Source organism: Flavobacterium sp. T50_26 (genome assembly GCF_057652995.1).
On sequence record NZ_JBYFCC010000011.1, the window covers coordinates 1 to 18,877 of the forward strand.

Here is an 18,877-nt window from a genome sequence, read left to right on the forward strand (position 1 = left end):
CAGGATTAAGAATTATATTTGTATAACTATAATAGGATTTATTTATTAATTTGTATAGTTATTTTAGGACGGGTCATGAAACTTGAAACCTGAAACTTGAAACCTGGATACTCCGTAGATAGTCCGTAGATAGTCCGTAGATAGTCCGTAGATAATGTATAGATAAAGCATGGATAAAGCATCAATGGTGACAGAATTGTTTAGTGTAAAGCTTCAATAAAAAACACTTGTACAGCAGGTTTAGTACTAACTAGTAGCACTATCATTGGATTTATTCATTAATCGGTATAGTTATTCTTATAGGAGTTAGTCATTTCCACATCTTGTCGCCCCTTTCCTTAGGTGAGTCCCAAAGCTTCATAGGTACGTGCGGTTTATATTGATTCCTCCTTCTATCAACATGATAAGATTGTGATCAATTGGCTCTTTGCCACATTGTCCAATTGACTAATTGCCACATTAACTAACTTATCGTTTAAAGATTTTTTCCACATGCACTGTTTCTCCGTTTTGAAGGTTTAGCTGCAAGAGATAGGCTCCTGGGGCTAGTTTGTTTAAATCTAACGAGGTTGGGTTTTGGGTGAGCATTAGCGGGGCAGAATGTATTTTTTTGCCGGTGTAATCGTAAATGGTGGCTATTGTTTGGTTTTCGGTGGCGGCTTGCAGTTGTATGGTTTCTGAAAAAACAGTTGGGTAAACCAGTACCGTTGACGGGTTGGTGAGTGTGGGTAGTTGCAACGAATTGTCATCGGTGTAACGGGCTAACGCAAAATAGCGATTGGTGGGAAAACTACTGGTGGAAGCAAAACCCGCTGTTAGAATTTCATCGCTACTGATAATTATTTTATAGCCAAAGTCGGCAAAGCCAAAAAAGTCTGTGATTAAAAAGCCTTCTTCGCCAAAATCGTTGACCTGCGTGCCATCTAATGTATATTTTGCTAACGTGAAGTTTTCATTCCCTACGTTTGTTTGATAGGAATAGCCTACTGCAAATAGGTGTGATTCATACTGCACCAATTGATTGATTGTTGAATAGTGCGACGGAATTAACGAAATTACATTGCCTTGGGTTCCAAAAGTTGTGTCGAATTCGCCACTTTCTGTTAACTTGACCAAAGCAAAATTGCGGATTACACCAGGATTGTTTGGCGAATAGCAAGAGCCACCAATAATCAAACTATTGTCTGGCATGAGCACATGCGAATCGCTGCCGGATGCTCCTATTGTTTCTATATTAAAATAGGTGTAACCATCTTCTGAAAAAGTTGTATCCAGGTTACCGTTTGCCAACAAGCGGACTGCACAAATTCGGTTTTGATTTGAACCTGTTGTTAATGTTACCTCTCCGGTACCCACAATTCGACCATCGGGAAGAATGGAAACCGCATTTAAACGTTGACGGTGATCGATCATTTCTACAAATACTTTTCCGTCTGTGCTAAACGTCGTGTCGTAATCTCCATTTGGCAAAAGACGAGCAACAAAAATTTGTGTTAATGAATTGTTGCCAAATGATGTATGACCTACAACTACCATATTTCCGTCCGGTTGAAGCGTGAAATCGGCTGCAATATCGTCTGAAAAAGTGCCTAAGTTATATTCTCGCAAACCATTGGTTCCGAAAGTTGTGTCTAAATTGCCATTGGCATCCATTTTTCCTATGACAAAATTGTAATACGAATCTGTACCTTTTTTAAGAGCTAAAATATAATATTCGGTTTGCGATAATTGAATAAAATTGAGGATGCTCATAACGGGTAATTGCAGAATGCCGTTGTTTTGAAAGGTTGTATCCAACGTTCCGTTTTGGTTATAGCGAACTATAAATCCATTGGTATTGTCTGTGCCTCCTGCTAAAATTTGTTGGTTTTCTAACACCAAAAGGGCTTGTAAAGTTTCAATATTTAAATTGGGATTTACGTTGGTGGTAACCAAACCATCTGTTCCAAATGTTTCGTCTAACACTTGTGCTTGTAAAGTTACAAAGGCAAAAAGGAAAACAACTAACCAATTGAAGCTATATCGCATATTTTAAAATTGAAAGATTAAAATTCGTTTTATGAAATGCAAATGTATTGAAACCATTACGTTATAAAAAGTACAGTTCTACTTTTGTTTGAAAATGTGTGAGTTAAAAGCCTGAATTATAAAGACGTGAAAAAACAACTGAAACCCAACTACATCTCCTTTCTAGCCCCGAAAGAAGCGGCATCCCCGCCTCGGCGGGATAGAGCGGATTGCGGGAAAATGGATTGCTGAAAATGCCCGAGCCATTCGCTCTCAAAAAACTAAAAACAACTTTAAAAGTCTGATTTCTTTGAATTTTGCCAACACTTTATTATCTTTCGCCATTATTATATGAACATTACCCTTTATTACAATGTTAGAAGAAAAGAATGATAACCTGTCACCAATTGAGAATGAGACAGATGGAAACCAAGAAAACGTTTTGAAAAACGAAGTGGAAGAGACTGTAGAAGCAGTTTCGGAAGAAGTTGATACAGAAAATTCTACTCTGATTGAGGAAGAATCTGTAGTTGAAATTTCTGCCGAAGAATTGGCTGACGATTCTCCTGAAACGGAAAGTGAGCATCAAAAAGCGTTGAATGCTATTGACGATTCGAATGCAGAAGAAAGTGAAGATGAAACGTTGAAAGACCGCCATGATATTCCGTTGTTGGATTATCACTCGATGTCGATGGAAGCGTTGGTTGATGAACTTGAAAAACTTTCTACAGTTGAAAAAGTCATGTCTATCAAGGAACATGTTGAGGAAATAAAGAAAGAATTTTTATCGAAATATACTCATTTTATTGATGAAAAAAGGGATGAGTTTATAGCTGAAAATCCGGATACTACGGAGGAGTTTGAGTATCATTTGCCTTTGAAATCAAAATTTGATTCGTTATACAAACTGATTAAAGGAAAGCAAAATGCTCATTTTAAAAGTTTGCAAAACAATTTACAAGCTAATTTAAACAGACGATTAGCAATTGTTGAAGAGATTAAAAACCTCATTAATCCGCAAGAAAACATTAAAGACACGTTGAAACACTTTAATGAATTGCGTGAAGAATGGCGAAATATTGGTCCGATTCCGAGAGATAAGTATAACCATGTTTGGAATAATTATCATTTTCATGTAGAAAATTTTTATGATTATTTGCATTTGGATCGTGAAGCCAGAGATTTAGATTTTAAACACAATTTGGAGCAAAAACAAAAAATTATAGCTCGTGTTGAAGAGTTGGTTAATGAAGAAGATGTGACCAAAGCTTTCAGAGAATTACAAGATTTACATCGTCTTTGGAAAGAAGAAATCGGACCGGTGGATAGAGAACACCGTGAAGAAATTTGGAATCAATTTAGTGCGTTAACGAAACAAATGCACGATAAACGCGAAGGTTTATTTGCTAATCAACGTGAAAAAGAAGTTGCCAATTTAGAACGTAAAAAAGCCATTATTGCTGAAATTGAAGAGTTTGCAAAAGTGGAAGTTACTGTTCACTCGCAATGGCAAGGTTATATTGAAAAAGTAGAAGCTTTACGCAATTCTTTCTTTTCTGCCGGAAAAGTTCCAGCCGAAGTGAATGAAGATACTTGGGCAGAATTTAAAACTGCTGTTCGCAATTTTAATTCGCACAAAAATTCGTTTTATAAAGATATTAAAAAGGAACAAAGCGATAATTTGAATAAAAAATTGGCTTTGGTTGAAAAAGCAAAAGCCATGAGTGCAAGCGAAGATTTTGCTGCCACTACTCCGCTAATGAAACAAATTCAGGAGGAATGGAAACAAATTGGTCATGTTCCGAGAAAATATTCTGATAAAGTTTGGAAAGACTTTAAAGATGCTTGTAATGAGTATTTTGACAGAATGAAAGCAACTAGAAATGACGCAAATTCGGAGGAAATTGAAGCCTTTGACAAGAAAAAAGCGTATTTGGATTCGATGAAAGATTTTGAATTGGTTGGCGATCACAAAACCGATTTAGATGCAATTAAGGCTCATATAGAACAATGGAAATCGTTTGGAAAAGTTCCGTTTTCAAGAAGACATATTGAAGGAAAGTTCAATAAAATTCTGGATGCGTTGTTTGAAAAACTAAGTTTGAGCAAGAAAGATGGCGATATGATGCGTTTTTCTAACAAATTAGAACAATTAGCCGGATCGGATGACAGTAGAAAATTGGAAGGCGAAAAGATTTTTATTATTCGTAAAATTGAAGAAGTACAGTCAGAAATTTTTCAGTTGGAAAATAATATACAATTTTTCACGCATGCCAAAAAAGATAATCCGCTTGTGAAAGAAGTTTTCAAAAACATCGAAAAACACAAAGATGAATTGCAAACGTGGAAAGATAAATTGAAACAATTGCGAAATTTATCGCAGGAATAGTTTCAAAACTTTTACATATAAAACCATTCTATTTCAGGATGGTTTTTTTTTATGGAAAAAATAACAGATTGATTAAAAGTAAATAATACATTTGCATCGTGAAATGGTTTAAAAATAGTATTGCGTTAGCCAGTCTTTTGATGCTCTTTGTTTGGAGTGCAAAAGACAATACTTTTTTTGCAGAAAATAGTGCTCCAGCTTCGCAAACTGTTCGTTCTATAGAAACGGTTAAAGTTGTTGGCACGAAGCAAACCATTGCAGAACATCAATTTCAAAGCGTTGTTAAAGAAAGTTCTACTTTTTTAATTTCGTTTTTACCTTTTGTATTTGAGGAAAGTAAAACGTTTTTCCTTTCAAAATTTACTTCATTTTTATCGAGACAAGACCACAATCGTTGTGAGAAAGTATCGAGACTCTTGTTTCCTTATCATTTTTTTTGGTGATTAAATCTGTTTTATCAGTTTAATTTCAGCTGCTTTACATTATTTGTTTAGCAAACTTCATTATCATTCAATAATTTAAAAAATCAAAAAAATGGAAACATCTACCACATTAATTGGGTTGGGATTAGTATTGATTACAATTCTACCTATCGCTTTGTTATTACGAAATCAAAATATCAATAAATCTAAAATTGAAAACATTTTAAAACAATATAGTCAAGGAAATTCAAAGGCTTTCACTGTTCGCGAGAGTATTAATAACAAAATTGTTGCCTTTGACGAACAAAATAAAAAGTTAGTCTTAATTGATTTGAATGCAAAACCTGAACTGGTAACTTTTGCCGATTTAAAAGAAATTGGTCACTGTGAAATTCACCGAAAAGTTGAACAATCGCAAGCTGCAACCAGAAAAGAATTGGTAACAAAAGTTGAAGTTGTATTGGAAAAAAAATCAGACAAAACCAGAATTCCTTTTAAGTTTTATGATTTTGAATATGAAAAACCAATTCAAATCACACATTTTAGAGATAATCAATTAGCAGAAAAATGGCTTGATGTGATTAAAAAAGCAATTTAATAGTAGTTATTTGTTTGTGGAAATTTCCTTTTCTGATTTACATCGGAAAAGGATTTTTTATTTAAATTAAAATCAACACTGCAATTAGTATAAAAACCACAATTTGAAACCATTTCAAAAAAACAGCAAAATTCTGATTAGAGCGAATAAAAATAGTTAGTTTATCGGCTAAAATACTTACCAAAGAAAAAATAACGAATGCTTGAAGCATAAATAAAAAGCCAAGTAGATAGATTTGCTGTGTTACGTTTCCTAATTTTTCATCGATAAAACCAGGAAAGAAAGCTAGGAAAAATAAAGTTACTTTTGGATTAAGCACATTCATTATAAAACCTTGCTTGAATAATGAAAGTAAGTTGCTCTTACTATTGTTATTGGTTTTCAAATCTATAGAGGCGGGAGCTTTGTAAACTTGAAAAGCAATCCAAAGTAAATAACATGCTCCAATTATTTTTATTCCGGTGAAAATTAGTTCAGATTGTTTAATGACTGCCGAAACTCCTAAAGCAATTAACGTGGTATGCACCAAAATTCCGGAAACTAAACCGGCAGCTGTGGCAATTCCGAACTTTTTTCCGTTAGAGATGCTTTGGGTTAAGACGTACAGTATGTCTGGTCCCGGTGAGAGTGTTAAGGCGATGGATGCGAGAAGGAAAGTAGTAAACATAGTTTGCAGTTTGTAGTGGCAATATTCAGTTAGGGTTTACGGTCAACAGACAACTGAAAACAGATAAATTTAATTATTACTTAAAATCCGCTCATTAATCTTCTTAATCAAACTTGGTCCTTCATAAATAAATCCGGTATAAAGTTGCACCAAACTTGCTCCGGCATTCAACTTTTCAATCGCATCATCGGCAGAGTGAATTCCGCCAACGCCAATAATTGGGAAGGATTTATTGCTTTTTTCACTCAAAAAACGAATCACTTCAGTAGAACGGTTGGTTAATGGCTTTCCGCTGAGTCCACCCATTTCGGCTTTGTTTTCGGATTGTAATCCTTCTCGTGAAAGCGTCGTATTCGTGGCAATTACACCTGCAATTTTGGTTTCATTGATGATATCGATAATATCCAATAATTGTTCGTTGGTTAAATCGGGTGCAATTTTGAGTAAGATTGGTTTTTGTTTCGGTTTTTGTAAATTCAGATTTTGAAGAGTTTGCAATAAGTGTGTCAACGGTTCTTTGTCTTGTAAAGCTCTTAAATTGGGTGTGTTGGGCGAACTCACATTCACCACAAAATAATCAACATGTGGAAATAAAGCTTCAAAACAGATTTCATAATCCAACGTTGCTTCTTCGTTGGGCGTGTTTTTATTTTTACCGATATTTCCACCAATTAAAACGCCATTATTTTTTTTCAATCGTTCAACCGCTTCATCAACTCCGCCATTGTTAAATCCCATTCGGTTAATTATGGCCGAATCTTCTTTTAATCGAAACAAACGCTTTTTAGGATTTCCTTCTTGTGGTTTTGGTGTTAAGGTTCCAATTTCAATAAAACCAAAACCAAAATTGGATAATTCTTGGTATAATTTGGCATCTTTATCAAAACCGGCAGCTAAACCAACCGGATTTTTAAATTTTAAACCAAATACTTCTCGCTCTAATTTTGGGTTTTTAACTTCATAAATTAATTGAAAAAGCTTTCCAAAACCCGGAATTCTATTTAAAAACCGAATCAGTGAAAACGTAAAATGATGCACTTGTTCCGGATCGAAACAAAATAAAATCGGTCGAATCAGTAATTTATACATAATGGTTGTGTTGTTGGGCAAAATTAATCATTCTGACTTACATCGCTGCTAGACACGAAATAAAATAATCGATTTCTTCTCTGGTATTTTGATGATTGAACGAAATGCGAAGACTAGGTTTTTTGAGTTCTTCTTCCGATAAAATTTCGGCCAACACGTGCGAAGGCTTGATACTTCCGGATTGGCAAGCACTTCCTCGTGAAACGGCGATTCCTTTCATATCCAATTCAAATAAAATCATCGCTGTTTTTTCTGGAGCTAATGGTAATTGGACATTTAGAATTGAATAAAACGTTTCATATCCACCATTGAATTTAATGGAAGGAAACTGATGCACTAATTTTTCAATCGTATATTTTTTCAACTCAAAAATAGTATTTCTTTCCTCATCCAAATTTTGATAAGCTATTTCTAATGCTTTAGCCATTCCGGCAATTTGATGAACGGCTTCGGTTCCGGCACGAAGGCCTTTTTCTTGTTCGCCACCAAAAATCATAGGTGAAATAATTGTATTTTTCTTTACGTAAGCAAAACCAATTCCTTTTGGACCGTGGAATTTGTGAGCACTCGCTACTAAAAAATCAACTTGAATTTCTTGTAAATCAATTTCAGTTTTACCGATAGATTGCACTGTATCTGAATGAAAATAGGCATTGCGTGTTTTGCACAACTCTCCTACTCGATTCAAATCGACCACAACTCCGGTTTCATTGTTCACGTGCATTAAACTTACTAAAGTAGGTTTTGGATCTTCCAACAAAGTGGCTAATTGCAAATAATCGATTTGGCCGTTAGACATGATTGTTAGAAATTCAACTTCAATTCCAAATTCTTTTTGTAATTCTAAAATGGGATACAAGACTGCATGGTGTTCAATTTTGGTTGAAATGATTCGTCGAACACCCATTTTTGTTACCGCATTTCGCAGAATCCAGTTGTTTGCTTCGGTTCCGGAAGAAGTGAAGATTATTTCTTGTGCCGAGCAATTTAATTGTTTTGCAATGCTTTTTCTGGCGGATTCCAAAATCACTTTTGCACCACGACCAAAACTGTGTGTGGAAGATGGATTTCCGAATTCAGTTTGCATCACATTGGCCATTTCCTGAATTACTTCGGGACGGATGGGGGTTGTTGAGGCGTTATCGAAGTATATTTTGTTCATTTATTGGTTTGCTGTTTTTTGACCCGTCTTGGCGGGAGATTCCTCTTTTCGACTTCGTCATCTTTCGGAATGACAAAAAATTGAATTAAGATTCTCTTCCTTAATTTTTCCCTGCTTCGCAGGAGATTGCTTCGCCAGTTCGCTATCGCTCGTGTCCTATTTCGACTTCGTCATCTTTCGGAATGACAAAAATTAATTCAAGGGAAAGAAACTAATCGCTGTTCCGCCACCGGCTGCTAAATTTAATTTTAATTTGGATTTAGAAGTTACTTCGATGGTTTTGATGGAATAGGATTTCGGATTTTTTTCCCAATGAGCATCTTTTCCATCTTGGTAAATGGTGGCTTTGTATTTTTTTCCGGGAGTTAGAAAGTTCAGCGAAATTTCGGTGTTTCTCGGATTTTCATCAGTAATGGCTCCTAAAAACCACGATTCTTTACCTTTTGTTTTTCGGGCGATTGTGACATAATCTCCGGGCTCAGCTTCTAAAATTTCGGTTTTATCCCAATCTACTTCCACATCTTTGATGAATTGAAATGCATCGGGATAACGTTCGTAATTTTCCGGTAAATCGGCTGCCATTTGTAACGGACTATAAATCGTTACATACAACGCCAACTGTTTTGCTAACGTGGTGTGAACTTGTTCTTTTTTTGTGGCATCATAATGACTCATTTTGATTTCAAAAATTCCCGGCGTATAATCCATTGGACCACCAAGAAAACGTGTAAATGGTAAAATCGTTTCATGAGCTGGTGGATTTCCAACACTCCACGCATTGAATTCGTTGCCTCGAGCCGCTTCTGCCGCAATGTAGTTGGGATACGTTCTATGGTAACCAGTTGGTCTAGATGATTCATGTGAATTAACCATAATCTTATATTCAGCGGCTCTCTCTACGGTATAATTAAAATGATTCACCATTGCTTGACCGTCATGCCATTCGCCTCTTGGAATGATTTTGCCAACATAGCCACTTTTCACAGCATCATAATTATGTTTTTTCATAAAGGAATACGCACGGTCTAATCTTCTTTCATAATTTGATACAGAACCTGATGTTTCGTGGTGCATAATCATCTTAACTCCTTTTGATTCGGCATATTTTTGTACTTCTTCCACATTAAAATCAGGATAGGAAGTGACAAAATCGAATACATTTTCTTTCCAATTGCCAAACCAATCTTCCCAGCCAACGTTCCATCCTTCTACTAAAACACCGTCAAAACCATGTTTAGCAGCAAAATCGATGTATTTTTTAGTATTTTCTGTGGTCGCTCCATGTTTTCCGGTTGGTTTTAATTCGGCATCCTGAGCCATTTGTGCATTTTGTGAACCGGCATAATCCCAAGTGGCTTTGCCGACGTGCATTTCCCACCAAATTCCAACATATTTCATTGGTTTAATCCAAGAAGTATCTTCAATTTTGGATGGTTCATTCAAATTTAAAACCATTTTTGAGGCTAAAATAGTTCGTGCATCATCACTCACCATAATAGTTCTCCAAGGTGAATTGGCCGGAGCTTGTAAATAGGCTTTATCGCCAATGGCGTTTGGAACCAAATGCGATTGCATTAGAAATGTTTTTGTATTCACATCCAAATGCATAATTGGATAATTGACAACTGCAGCTTCAAAAATATTGAGGTATAATCCATCGGCAGATTTCATCATAACCGGCGATTGAATTCGGGATTTGGTCATTGGTCCTTTCATCCCAATTCCGTTATTCATTTCTAATTTATCAACATCAATTTGCGATAATTTTGTTTCATTATAGTTGTATTCTTGGCTATCATAATCACCCGGAATCCAAAATGCTTTGTGATCTCCTGTTAATGAAAATTGCGTTTCTTCATCAGAAATTACAAAATAATTTAACTTTTCTTGTGAAGGAATTTCGTAGCGAAAAGCCAATCCTTCATTAAATAATCGAAAAACTAAATTCATTTTTCGACCGGTTGCTTTTTGAAGAAGTTCAATCTTTAATTGATTATGCTGATTTAAAATTTCTTTTTCTTCGCCTAAAACCGGAGACCATTTTTCTGAAAAACTGGTTGTTTCTGTATTTATTATTTCAAAGCCTTCATTCAAAGGTTCAGTGTTTTTAAGGATCAACCCTAAGTTGCTATTTTGAACAACCATTTTAGTTTTATATTTTAAATTGTATGTTGGTTTTCCCTTTGCGTTAAGAGAAACATTCAATTCAAAGTTTTTGTCAGGTGATTGTAGTGGTTGAGCGAAAACGGCTAGTGTAAAAAAAAGAGAGAAACAAACGATAGAATTTTTCATTTTTATTAATTTATATGAAGTTATCAAAGATAAGAAATATGGTTAAAATCATACTAATTAAACTTAAATGCTTTTTAGTGAAATTAAAAATCCTATTTTTGCTTATAATTTTGACATTTCTATGAAAAAAATAGTCGGTTTTTTTGTGCTTTTGCTTTCGTTAAACGCTTGTGATGATGGTGATTTTAACATTGAGTCATTTGATTTTGCTGATGCCAACTCTACCTCGTGCAATACTGGCGAAACCGGTTTTTTTATTTATAAAATTAATGATAATGAAACGCTTATAATTCAAATTCCTGAAAGCAGTTTTATAAATACGATTACGCCTACAGAACCTAGAATTATCAACATTTCTGGAGCAAACAGAGTTATTTATAGGCTTTATAACGGTGTTTTAACGAATAATGTTATTTGCACCACAATACCTCCCGCTACACCAACAGTTTCTGCAGAATGGAATGCACTTTCCGGAAATATTGAAATTACAACATCTGTAAACAAGGAAGTTGATGAAGAGACAAATGCAACTGAAATAAGCGGATATACCCACACTGTAGTATTGCGAAATGTGAATTTTGATACCGGAAACGGAAACCAACAATTGTTTACTGAGTTGGTTTTTGGAGATTATGTTACATCATCTTTGCGACAAGGGGATTTTGATGTAAATATTGCTAAATGTGGCAATGACAATTCGTTTTTATTTAAAATACCCGTTATAGGCTCAACAACTCCTGCAAATATCCCTCCGCAGGCAATGACACTTCGTATTGATCCAAACTTATTTATAGCAGAAGTTACGCCTGAAGATCAACCAAGAACAGCCTTGATGAATGGCACTTCTAATTTTCTTAAACTTATTTTTTATAACGGAATTATTAGTAATGAGTTTTTATGTTTATCAGCAACCCCAACCTTTCCTACTCCCATTGAAGAGTTTTATGCTGAAAATGGTGTTTCAGGAACAAGCGGAATTATTGAAGTTACAACAACCATTGAATATGAAATTCCGACAGATAACCAGAGTCCGGTTATTGGTCATCGTCATAAAATCACACTTAAAAATGTGACGATGACAAAAGTAGTTGGTTCGCCGGAATTACAAATTTCATTTAATTTGGGTGATACTTATGAGTTTGGAGAGTTTGTAATTCTTCTTTAAAAACTAGTTAAACCATTTTCTTTTGAATAAAATACACCTCGGTTGCACCCAATCCGTATTTTTGATAATTGGCATCTTGAAAAGAAATATTGTCATATCGACCTAATAAAAAATCGAGTTCTGCTTTTAAAACGCCTTCGCCAACACCGTGTATAAAAACGACTTTGGGTATGCGGTTTTTTTGAGCAAATTCGAGTTGTCTTTTTGCCGTTTCCATTTGAAGATTTAGAATATCATAATTGTTCATTCCGCGTTTGGAAGGAACTAATTTTTCGATATGTAAATCTACTTCCAACACAAATTCATCCTTCTTAGATTTCTTTTCTTTAGTGAAATTTCGCTTGATTGGCTCGGTCTTTTCTTTGATAGCATTACTTACTTTTTCTCTTGATATAAAACCACTTAATTCACTGGTATTGTTTTCTTTAATCAACTCGTTGACAAAATATGTCATCAAGAATCCATCAGCAGTTTCTAGTTCAATTTGTTCATTTTTGATTGAAACTACTATGCCTGAAACAGCTTCGTCTAAAGCAGCTACTTTATCACCAATATTAAATTTCATCATCCTTATTTTCTTGATTTCTACTTGGCACTTTTTGCATTAATTTCATTACCCCTATCATGATAATTACAATAGCCACTACTTTGATATAAATAGAATAATTACTACTTTCTTTGGGTGTATAAAAAGCAAAAAAAACTGCAATTAGAATGATTGGAATAACTATTTTTTTCATCTGGAAAAGTTTTGATTTCAAAGGTAAAGATTAAAATTAAAAATGGAACAATGAAAAATCAATCTCTTTTTTTTGTAAAATTGTATTCTTAAAATTATAAAATTATGGAAGATTATATGCTTCCCTGTTTATCAAAAAAATTATTTGGCGTCGATTGTTTTGGATGTGGTATTCAACGTTCTTTGGTTTTACTAATGAAAGGAGAGTTTGAAGCTGCTTTTTATATGTATCCGGCAATCTATTCGATGATTTTGTTTTTTTTATTCATCGGTGTTAGCTTGATAGATAAATCAAGAAGTTATCATAAAATAATTGTCTTTTTTGGAATCGTAACAGCATTTATAATGGTTTTTTCTTATTTTTATAAACTCTTATATTATTAATCAACCAATAAATTAAAATTAAATTATGGAAAAACAAAAATTACCAAATCAAACAGCAATAATGATTTTAGGAATAACTTCATTTATAGGCTGTTGTTGTACAAATGGAGTACTTGGGTTAATCTTAGCCGGAATTGGGTTGTATTTAGCCAACAAAGACGAAAAATTATATGCCGAAAGTCCTGATGTGTATGATCTTGGTGCTTTAAAAACCTGGAAAATAGTTAATATTATCAGCTTAGTTATTAGTGCAATTTTTGTGATTTATTTAATTTTCTTATTGGCTACCGGTAAATTTGCCGAAAGCATGGAACAATACGAAGAATTAATAAATCAACTTCAAAACCAATAATATCGTTTTACTAAAAAAGCCACTTTAGAGTGGCTTTTTTTTATCTTTCAAATTCTTTCAGTGTTTTAATTATTATAGAAACACAATCCAGCAATTGTTCTTCGGTCATTACTAAAGGTGGTGCAAAACGAATGATGTTTCCATGTGTAGGTTTTGCTAGAAGACCGTTTTCGGCTAGTTTCATACAAATATCCCAAGCGGTTGAACTTTCTTCGGAATCATTGATCACAATGGCATTCAAAAGACCTTTTCCTCTTACTAAAGTAACAATGTTACTATTTTTAATATATTTGTTTAATTCACTTCTAAAAAGTTTTCCTAATCTACGTGCATTTTGAATTAACTTTTCGTCTTGAATCACTTCTAACGCTGCTGTGGCAACTGCTGCTGCTAGAGGGTTTCCACCAAATGTTGAGCCGTGCTGACCGGGTTTAATAACGTTCATAACATCATTATCAGCCAAAACTGCCGAAACAGGATAAACTCCACCTGAAATTGCTTTTCCAAGAATCAAAATATCAGGTTTTGAATAGGTTTCCGGATTTCTTTCACATTTGCTTTCACATCCACAATCACCACAAACCGATAATAAAGAACCCGTTCTTGCAACTCCGGTTTGCACTTCATCAGCAATGAATAAAACGTTATGTTTTGCACATAATGCTTTGGCTTTTGAAATAAAATCTTCAGACGGTACATAAACTCCTGCTTCACCTTGAATTGGTTCAACTAAAAATCCTGCTATATTTTTATTATTCTCTAAAACACTCTTTAGAGCATCTAAATTGTCGTAAGGAATTTTTATAAATCCTTCGGTATAAGGTCCAAAGTTTTTGCGTGCATTTTCATCATTTGAAAAAGAAATGATCGTGGTAGTTCTTCCGTGAAAGTTGTTTTCACATACCACGATTTCGGCTTGATGTTCATCGATACCCTTCTTTTCATACGCCCATTTACGGCAGATTTTAAGTGCGGTTTCAACGGCTTCTGCACCGGTATTCATCGGCAAAACTTTATCAAAACCAAATAAATTTGTGATAAACTTTTCATATTTACCCAACTTATCGTTATAAAAAGCTCTTGAAGTCAAAGTTAAGGTTTGAGCTTGTTCTATCAAAGCATTCACGATTTTTGGATGACAATGACCTTGATTAACAGCCGAATAAGCTGAAAGAAAGTCATAATATTTTTTTCCTTCCACATCCCAAACATAAACTCCTTTTCCTTTGCTCAACACAACCGGTAATGGGTGATAATTATGAGCACCATACTGATCTTCTAAAGCAATTAATTCTTCTGAATTGATTTTTTCTAAAACTGACATTGTAATAAATTTTAAATGCGATACATATCAATTCCTACTTGATGGAGAGAAATCATCCAAATAAGTAACAAAAATAAACAATATTCTTTGAAAACGTTTGCGTACAAAACAAAATAAAATTATAATAACGAGTTTTTCATACCGTTTGTCGAATAGATTTTTAAAATTTATGCTTTCTTGGTATTTTTATAAAAACCAATAAAACATGAGAAATATTTTACTTATCATTCCGATTCTTTTTCTTTTTACAGTTTCATCTTGTTCTGATGAGGATGACAACATTCCATCAACAGTTGAATCAAACAGTGTTACTGCTTCAATTAATGGCGAACTTATTAAATTTGAAAACCTTGTTATTACAAAACAACCTTATACTAATGAAGAAACCGGTTTTGAATGGACAGATATTAAAGTCTTAGGTTACAATACTCAAAACACTCTTAATGCCATTGAGTTTATTGCAGAAGAAGGATTAATGGGAGCAGAATCTATTTGGCGTTTCAACATTACTGTTAATGGTTTTACTTACGTTCAAGATAATAGTGCCTTTACAACTTTAGTTACAGAAAGTTCTGGAAACAAGTTAAAAGGAACTTTTTCAGGAGTTTTAATAGAGCCCAACAATGGTCAAACCATTACAGTTATCAATGGCATTTTTGATATAGATCATTAATAACATTTTTTATCAGATGTATGTTAAACAATTCATAAGAAAATACTATATTTGTGTTACTAAATAAACTTTTTTATGAAAAATAAAATTTTATTAATATTAACTTTTGCTCTGATTGGAGTATATTCTTGTTCGTCTGACGATGATAAATCAGAAGTTAATTTTATCCGTGCAAAATTTAATAATGTTGAACTAAAATTCAATATTATTAGTGTAGATATTGTTCCTGAAACTGATCCTGAGACAAATATTTCATACAATGACATATATGTAACTGCAACAATGAGTGGTGATGCCACTAAAACTCTCGAACTTAGATCACAGTACGATGTTACAGGAGATATTATTTGGGGTGTTTATTATATTAATGAAGGAATTTATTATGGAAATGACACACAAGGCTCAAACGTAACTGAAAATTCAAACGGCAAGTACAAAGGCACTTTTTTCGGCTCTTTAAGTAGTGATGGTGGCGGGACTATGAATATAACCGAAGGTTCCTTCGACATTATATATTAAAACCTAAAAACAATATAAATTTAAACGTCTTTTTAGCAAAGGCGTTTTTTTATTGTAAAAAATTCACAACACCTTAAAATTTTAGTATCTAATAACTTATTTTTGCCCCATGGGAAGAAAGAATACAGACAAAATTATATTTACGGAAGTACCCGTTTTAGATGCCGGAGCAAAAGGCGTTTCTGTTGCCAAAGCTGAAGATGGAAGAGTTATATTTATTCCGAATGTCGTGCCGGGCGATGTGGTAGATGTGCAAACATTCAAAAAAAGAAAATCCTATTTTGAAGGCAAAGCAATTCATTTTCACAAACTTTCCGAGCATCGTGTTGAACCGCAATGTCAGCATTTTGGAGTTTGTGGCGGATGCAAATGGCAAAATATGAAATACAGCCAACAATTATTTTATAAAAACAACGAAGTTTTTAATAATCTAAAGCGAATAGGAAAAATTGAATTACCGGAATTTGAACAAATTCTAGGTTCAGAAAAACAGTTTTTCTATCGAAATAAAATGGAATTTTCTTTTTCAGATAGTCGATGGCTTACCGAAAATGAAATTCAGAACGACAATGAAATTCAAGACAAAAATGCATTAGGATTTCATATTCCAAAAATGTGGGATAAAATTCTGGATATTGAAAAATGTCATTTACAACAAGATCCTTCCAATGCAATTAGAAATTCATTAAAACAATTCGCTACACAAAATAACATTCCGTTTTTTAATGCTCGAAATCATGGCGGTTTGTTGAGAACGTTGATGATTAGAACTACTTCAACCGGTGAAGTCATGGTACTGATTCAGTTTTTCAAAGAAAACAAAACGCAACGTGAATTGGTGTTGAATTTTCTTTCGGAAAAATTCCCTGAAATCACCTCTTTGCTTTATGTAATTAACGGAAAAGCAAATGATACTTTGTACGACCAAGATATTAAATTATTCAAAGGTAGAGAATACATTTTGGAAGAAATGGAAGGATTACAATTTTCTATTAATGCCAAATCTTTTTATCAAACCAATTCTGAACAAGCGTATGAACTTTATAAAATAACCCGCGAATTTGCCGGATTAACCGGAAATGAATTGGTGTATGATTTATATACCGGAACCGGAACAATTGCTCAATTTGTTTCTAAAAAAGCGAAAAAAGTAATTGGTGTAGAAGCCGTTCCTGAAGCGATTGCCGATGCCAAAGAAAATGCAAAACGCAACAACATTACCAACTGCGAATTTTTTGTGGGTGATATGAAAGAGGTTTTTAACGCCGAATTCATTACCACTCACGGAAAACCCGATGTCATTATTACAGATCCACCACGAGATGGGATGCACGCAGTAGTTGTAGAACAAATTATGAAAATTGCACCAGAAAAAGTGGTCTACGTAAGCTGTAATTCGGCCACCCAAGCTCGTGATTTGGCTTTAATGGATTCGTTATATAAAGTTACTCGTGTTCGCCCTGTGGATATGTTTCCGCAAACGCATCATGTTGAAAATGTTGTACTTTTAGAAAAAAAATAATGAAAAACAGATTGAAAATTTTCTTTTTATTACTCATAACCATCTTTTTTTCAGGTTGTGAAAAGGATGACATTTGTGCAGATGGAACGCCAACCACTCCTCGATTAATCATTGAATTTTATAGTATCGAAAACAGCACAGTTAGAAAATTAGTTGCTAACTTAAAAGTACAAGGCGAAGGTGTTGCTACTTCAATTGATTTTAATCAGGTTGACACGATTGAATTACCTCTAAAAACAAATGAAAATTTTACAAACTATAGTTTTACTATTAATTCTACTGCGAGCACGGCAGCCAACAACACCGATTTAATTCGGTTTAATTATAGCGTAAACGATATTTATGTGTCTAGAGCCTGCGGATTTAAAAGTTTTTTTAATCTAAACCTAGCAAATGGTCTACTTAAAGAAAATCCATTAGGAGACACTATCTATTGGATTGAAAATTATGAAATAGTAAAAACTAATGTTGAAACCGAAGAAGATGTCCATATCAAAATGTATTTTTAGTTTTTTTTTGTTTTTGTTTTCACTAGCTATTTTTGCACAGGAAACAAAGAAAGATAGCCTAATTACTCCTGTAAAAACTGAACGTTACGGACTTCGTATTGGTATTGATGCGTTTAAATTAGCCAGAAGTTTTTATGAAGATGATTACAGAGGTCTTGAAATTGTTGGAGATTATCGTTTAACAAAAAACTATTATTTAGCCGCAGAAATTGGTAATGAAAACAAAACAAAAAATGATGATCGTGTAAATTTTACAACTTCAGGAACCTACTTTAAAGTGGGATTTGACTACAATGCTTATGAAAATTGGTTAGATATGGAAAACCTTATCTATGTAGGTCTGCGATTTGGTGCAAGCACATTTACTCAAGAATTAAATACTTATAAAGTATATAATCCAAATCCATATTTTGGTGAAACACCAACCATTACTTCAGGTAGAAAATTTGATGGACTATCTGCACAATGGGGAGAATTTGTTGCTGGGGTAAAAGCAGAAATGTTTTCAAATTTTTATGCCGGATTTAGCTTCAGAATAAATTATTTAATTGCAAACAAAGAGCCTTCTGGATTTGACAACCTTTATATTCCCGGATTCAACAAAACTTATGAAGGCAAATTTGGAGTTGGTTTTAATTATACACTTTCCTATTTTATACCAATTTATAAGAAAAAAATTCAACCAAAAGCAGAAGAAATCAAAAAATAATTAAATTGATCTTACTCCTCTTAAAAATATCCATTTCATAAATAATTGTTCGCCGTCTTTTGTTTTAGCAACTTGAAACTTCGGGGCTAGAATTAGCGTAATTATAAAAGCAATAAAAGGTGGCCAAAATCTCTCTAAGCTAGTAAAATAATCAATTGCAATGCGTAAAGGAATGAAAAATAGTGCAAAAGAAATCAATTGAAATACAAATGCTTTTGTTTTAAGACTCATAATTTTTAATTTCAACAAAGCTACAAAATTTTAAATTTATCCTTTTGTCGTAATTTTTATAACTTTCTGTGAAGATTAAAAGTTTTATTTTACTTTTACGAATCAGTTTTAATGATTTTTACCA

Annotated in this window: 20 protein-coding genes; 11 read left to right on the forward strand and 9 right to left on the reverse strand. The window is 33.7% G+C overall.

What is annotated here, in order from left to right:
• Window positions 1-468 precede the first annotated feature (468 nt).
• The gene (locus AC23MC_RS07990; protein ID WP_487567992.1) at window positions 469-2,028 is read right to left on the reverse strand and encodes a T9SS type A sorting domain-containing protein; all 1,560 of its coding nucleotides are present in this window, start codon (window positions 2,026-2,028) and stop codon (window positions 469-471) included.
• 352 nt (window positions 2,029-2,380) lie between these two features.
• Between AC23MC_RS07990 and AC23MC_RS07995 the strand changes: the two genes are divergently transcribed.
• The 3 genes from AC23MC_RS07995 (at window position 2,381) to AC23MC_RS08005 (ending at window position 5,416) form a co-directional block, all read left to right on the forward strand.
• Window positions 2,381-4,396: a DUF349 domain-containing protein gene (locus AC23MC_RS07995; RefSeq protein WP_487567991.1), complete on the forward strand. Its 2,016-nt coding sequence runs from the start codon at window positions 2,381-2,383 to the stop codon at window positions 4,394-4,396.
• A gap of 98 nt (window positions 4,397-4,494) precedes the next feature.
• Window positions 4,495-4,839, forward strand: a complete 345-nt coding sequence (locus tag AC23MC_RS08000; protein ID WP_487567990.1) for a hypothetical protein — start codon at window positions 4,495-4,497, stop codon at window positions 4,837-4,839.
• A gap of 91 nt (window positions 4,840-4,930) precedes the next feature.
• Complete coding sequence (locus AC23MC_RS08005) at window positions 4,931-5,416, forward strand: hypothetical protein (RefSeq protein WP_487567989.1); 486 nt, start codon at window positions 4,931-4,933, stop codon at window positions 5,414-5,416.
• A 61-nt stretch (window positions 5,417-5,477) separates the two neighbouring features.
• Here AC23MC_RS08005 and AC23MC_RS08010 read toward each other — a convergent pair whose 3' ends face one another.
• The 4 genes from AC23MC_RS08010 to AC23MC_RS08025 all read right to left on the reverse strand — a co-directional run bounded on the left by AC23MC_RS08010 (window position 5,478) and on the right by AC23MC_RS08025 (window position 10,626).
• On the reverse strand, window positions 5,478-6,083 hold the full coding sequence (locus AC23MC_RS08010; RefSeq protein WP_487567988.1) for a LysE family translocator: 606 nt from the start codon (window positions 6,081-6,083) through the stop codon (window positions 5,478-5,480).
• Between the two features lie 69 nt (window positions 6,084-6,152).
• Complete coding sequence (locus tag AC23MC_RS08015; RefSeq protein WP_487567987.1) at window positions 6,153-7,172, reverse strand: quinone-dependent dihydroorotate dehydrogenase; 1,020 nt, start codon at window positions 7,170-7,172, stop codon at window positions 6,153-6,155.
• 37 nt (window positions 7,173-7,209) lie between these two features.
• On the reverse strand, window positions 7,210-8,334 hold the full coding sequence (locus AC23MC_RS08020) for a cysteine desulfurase family protein (protein ID WP_487567986.1): 1,125 nt from the start codon (window positions 8,332-8,334) through the stop codon (window positions 7,210-7,212).
• A 192-nt stretch (window positions 8,335-8,526) separates the two neighbouring features.
• Window positions 8,527-10,626 (reverse strand): glycoside hydrolase family 97 protein, encoded by a 2,100-nt coding sequence (locus AC23MC_RS08025; protein WP_487567985.1) that lies wholly within the window; start codon window positions 10,624-10,626, stop codon window positions 8,527-8,529.
• A gap of 121 nt (window positions 10,627-10,747) precedes the next feature.
• Here AC23MC_RS08025 and AC23MC_RS08030 point away from each other — a divergent pair, with 121 nt between their 5' ends.
• On the forward strand, window positions 10,748-11,791 hold the full coding sequence (locus AC23MC_RS08030) for a hypothetical protein (RefSeq protein WP_487567984.1): 1,044 nt from the start codon (window positions 10,748-10,750) through the stop codon (window positions 11,789-11,791).
• A 7-nt stretch (window positions 11,792-11,798) separates the two neighbouring features.
• On the opposite strand, the gene AC23MC_RS08035 is transcribed toward AC23MC_RS08030, so the two are convergent.
• Window positions 11,799-12,359 carry a Smr/MutS family protein gene (locus AC23MC_RS08035; RefSeq protein WP_487567983.1) on the reverse strand — a complete coding sequence of 187 codons (561 nt, stop codon included), beginning with the start codon at window positions 12,357-12,359 and terminating at the stop codon, window positions 11,799-11,801.
• A complete protein-coding gene (locus AC23MC_RS08040; protein WP_487567982.1) occupies window positions 12,346-12,531 on the reverse strand; it encodes a hypothetical protein in 186 nt (61 codons plus the stop codon). Before AC23MC_RS08040 ends, AC23MC_RS08035 begins: the two co-directional genes overlap by 14 nt.
• 104 nt (window positions 12,532-12,635) lie before the next feature.
• On the opposite strand from AC23MC_RS08040, the gene AC23MC_RS08045 reads away from it, so the two are divergent.
• A complete protein-coding gene (locus AC23MC_RS08045) occupies window positions 12,636-12,914 on the forward strand; it encodes a DUF2752 domain-containing protein (protein WP_487567981.1) in 279 nt (92 codons plus the stop codon).
• A gap of 25 nt (window positions 12,915-12,939) precedes the next feature.
• Complete coding sequence (locus AC23MC_RS08050; protein WP_487567980.1) at window positions 12,940-13,266, forward strand: CCC motif membrane protein; 327 nt, start codon at window positions 12,940-12,942, stop codon at window positions 13,264-13,266.
• A gap of 40 nt (window positions 13,267-13,306) precedes the next feature.
• On the opposite strand, the gene rocD is transcribed toward AC23MC_RS08050, so the two are convergent.
• Entirely contained in the window at window positions 13,307-14,590 is a 1,284-nt protein-coding gene (gene rocD, locus AC23MC_RS08055; RefSeq protein WP_487567979.1) for an ornithine--oxo-acid transaminase, read from the reverse strand.
• A gap of 205 nt (window positions 14,591-14,795) precedes the next feature.
• Here rocD and AC23MC_RS08060 point away from each other — a divergent pair, with 205 nt between their 5' ends.
• The 5 genes from AC23MC_RS08060 to AC23MC_RS08080 all read left to right on the forward strand — a co-directional run bounded on the left by AC23MC_RS08060 (window position 14,796) and on the right by AC23MC_RS08080 (window position 18,522).
• Window positions 14,796-15,263: a hypothetical protein gene (locus AC23MC_RS08060; RefSeq protein WP_487567978.1), complete on the forward strand. Its 468-nt coding sequence runs from the start codon at window positions 14,796-14,798 to the stop codon at window positions 15,261-15,263.
• Between the two features lie 75 nt (window positions 15,264-15,338).
• Window positions 15,339-15,782: a hypothetical protein gene (locus tag AC23MC_RS08065; protein ID WP_487567977.1), complete on the forward strand. Its 444-nt coding sequence runs from the start codon at window positions 15,339-15,341 to the stop codon at window positions 15,780-15,782.
• A 109-nt stretch (window positions 15,783-15,891) separates the two neighbouring features.
• A complete protein-coding gene (gene rlmD, locus AC23MC_RS08070; protein ID WP_487567976.1) occupies window positions 15,892-17,304 on the forward strand; it encodes a 23S rRNA (uracil(1939)-C(5))-methyltransferase RlmD in 1,413 nt (470 codons plus the stop codon).
• Window positions 17,304-17,813, forward strand: coding sequence for a DUF6452 family protein (locus AC23MC_RS08075; RefSeq protein ID WP_487567975.1), 510 nt, complete (start codon window positions 17,304-17,306; stop codon window positions 17,811-17,813). The genes rlmD and AC23MC_RS08075 overlap by 1 nt, the downstream gene beginning before the upstream one ends.
• Window positions 17,788-18,522, forward strand: coding sequence for a DUF6048 family protein (locus AC23MC_RS08080; protein ID WP_487567974.1), 735 nt, complete (start codon window positions 17,788-17,790; stop codon window positions 18,520-18,522). The genes AC23MC_RS08075 and AC23MC_RS08080 overlap by 26 nt, the downstream gene beginning before the upstream one ends.
• Here AC23MC_RS08080 and AC23MC_RS08085 read toward each other — a convergent pair whose 3' ends face one another.
• Window positions 18,523-18,753, reverse strand: coding sequence for a hypothetical protein (locus tag AC23MC_RS08085; RefSeq protein ID WP_487567973.1), 231 nt, complete (start codon window positions 18,751-18,753; stop codon window positions 18,523-18,525). It lies immediately after the preceding gene.
• Window positions 18,754-18,877: the final 124 nt, after the last annotated feature.

Coding starts and splice junctions, on each gene's coding strand:
- AC23MC_RS08050 (WP_487567980.1), top strand. CDS start 12,940: ATGGAAAAACAAAAATTACCAAATCAAACAGCAATAATGATTTTAGGA.
- AC23MC_RS08045 (WP_487567981.1), top strand. CDS start 12,636: ATGGAAGATTATATGCTTCCCTGTTTATCAAAAAAATTATTTGGCGTC.
- AC23MC_RS08035 (WP_487567983.1), bottom strand. CDS start 12,359: ATGATGAAATTTAATATTGGTGATAAAGTAGCTGCTTTAGACGAAGCT.
- AC23MC_RS07995 (WP_487567991.1), top strand. CDS start 2,381: ATGTTAGAAGAAAAGAATGATAACCTGTCACCAATTGAGAATGAGACA.
- AC23MC_RS07990 (WP_487567992.1), bottom strand. CDS start 2,028: ATGCGATATAGCTTCAATTGGTTAGTTGTTTTCCTTTTTGCCTTTGTA.
- AC23MC_RS08030 (WP_487567984.1), top strand. CDS start 10,748: ATGAAAAAAATAGTCGGTTTTTTTGTGCTTTTGCTTTCGTTAAACGCT.
- rocD (WP_487567979.1), bottom strand. CDS start 14,590: ATGTCAGTTTTAGAAAAAATCAATTCAGAAGAATTAATTGCTTTAGAA.
- AC23MC_RS08065 (WP_487567977.1), top strand. CDS start 15,339: ATGAAAAATAAAATTTTATTAATATTAACTTTTGCTCTGATTGGAGTA.
- AC23MC_RS08060 (WP_487567978.1), top strand. CDS start 14,796: ATGAGAAATATTTTACTTATCATTCCGATTCTTTTTCTTTTTACAGTT.
- rlmD (WP_487567976.1), top strand. CDS start 15,892: ATGGGAAGAAAGAATACAGACAAAATTATATTTACGGAAGTACCCGTT.
- AC23MC_RS08075 (WP_487567975.1), top strand. CDS start 17,304: ATGAAAAACAGATTGAAAATTTTCTTTTTATTACTCATAACCATCTTT.
- AC23MC_RS08020 (WP_487567986.1), bottom strand. CDS start 8,334: ATGAACAAAATATACTTCGATAACGCCTCAACAACCCCCATCCGTCCC.
- AC23MC_RS08040 (WP_487567982.1), bottom strand. CDS start 12,531: ATGAAAAAAATAGTTATTCCAATCATTCTAATTGCAGTTTTTTTTGCT.
- AC23MC_RS08080 (WP_487567974.1), top strand. CDS start 17,788: ATGTCCATATCAAAATGTATTTTTAGTTTTTTTTTGTTTTTGTTTTCA.
- AC23MC_RS08010 (WP_487567988.1), bottom strand. CDS start 6,083: ATGTTTACTACTTTCCTTCTCGCATCCATCGCCTTAACACTCTCACCG.
- AC23MC_RS08085 (WP_487567973.1), bottom strand. CDS start 18,753: ATGAGTCTTAAAACAAAAGCATTTGTATTTCAATTGATTTCTTTTGCA.
- AC23MC_RS08005 (WP_487567989.1), top strand. CDS start 4,931: ATGGAAACATCTACCACATTAATTGGGTTGGGATTAGTATTGATTACA.
- AC23MC_RS08025 (WP_487567985.1), bottom strand. CDS start 10,626: ATGAAAAATTCTATCGTTTGTTTCTCTCTTTTTTTTACACTAGCCGTT.
- AC23MC_RS08015 (WP_487567987.1), bottom strand. CDS start 7,172: ATGTATAAATTACTGATTCGACCGATTTTATTTTGTTTCGATCCGGAA.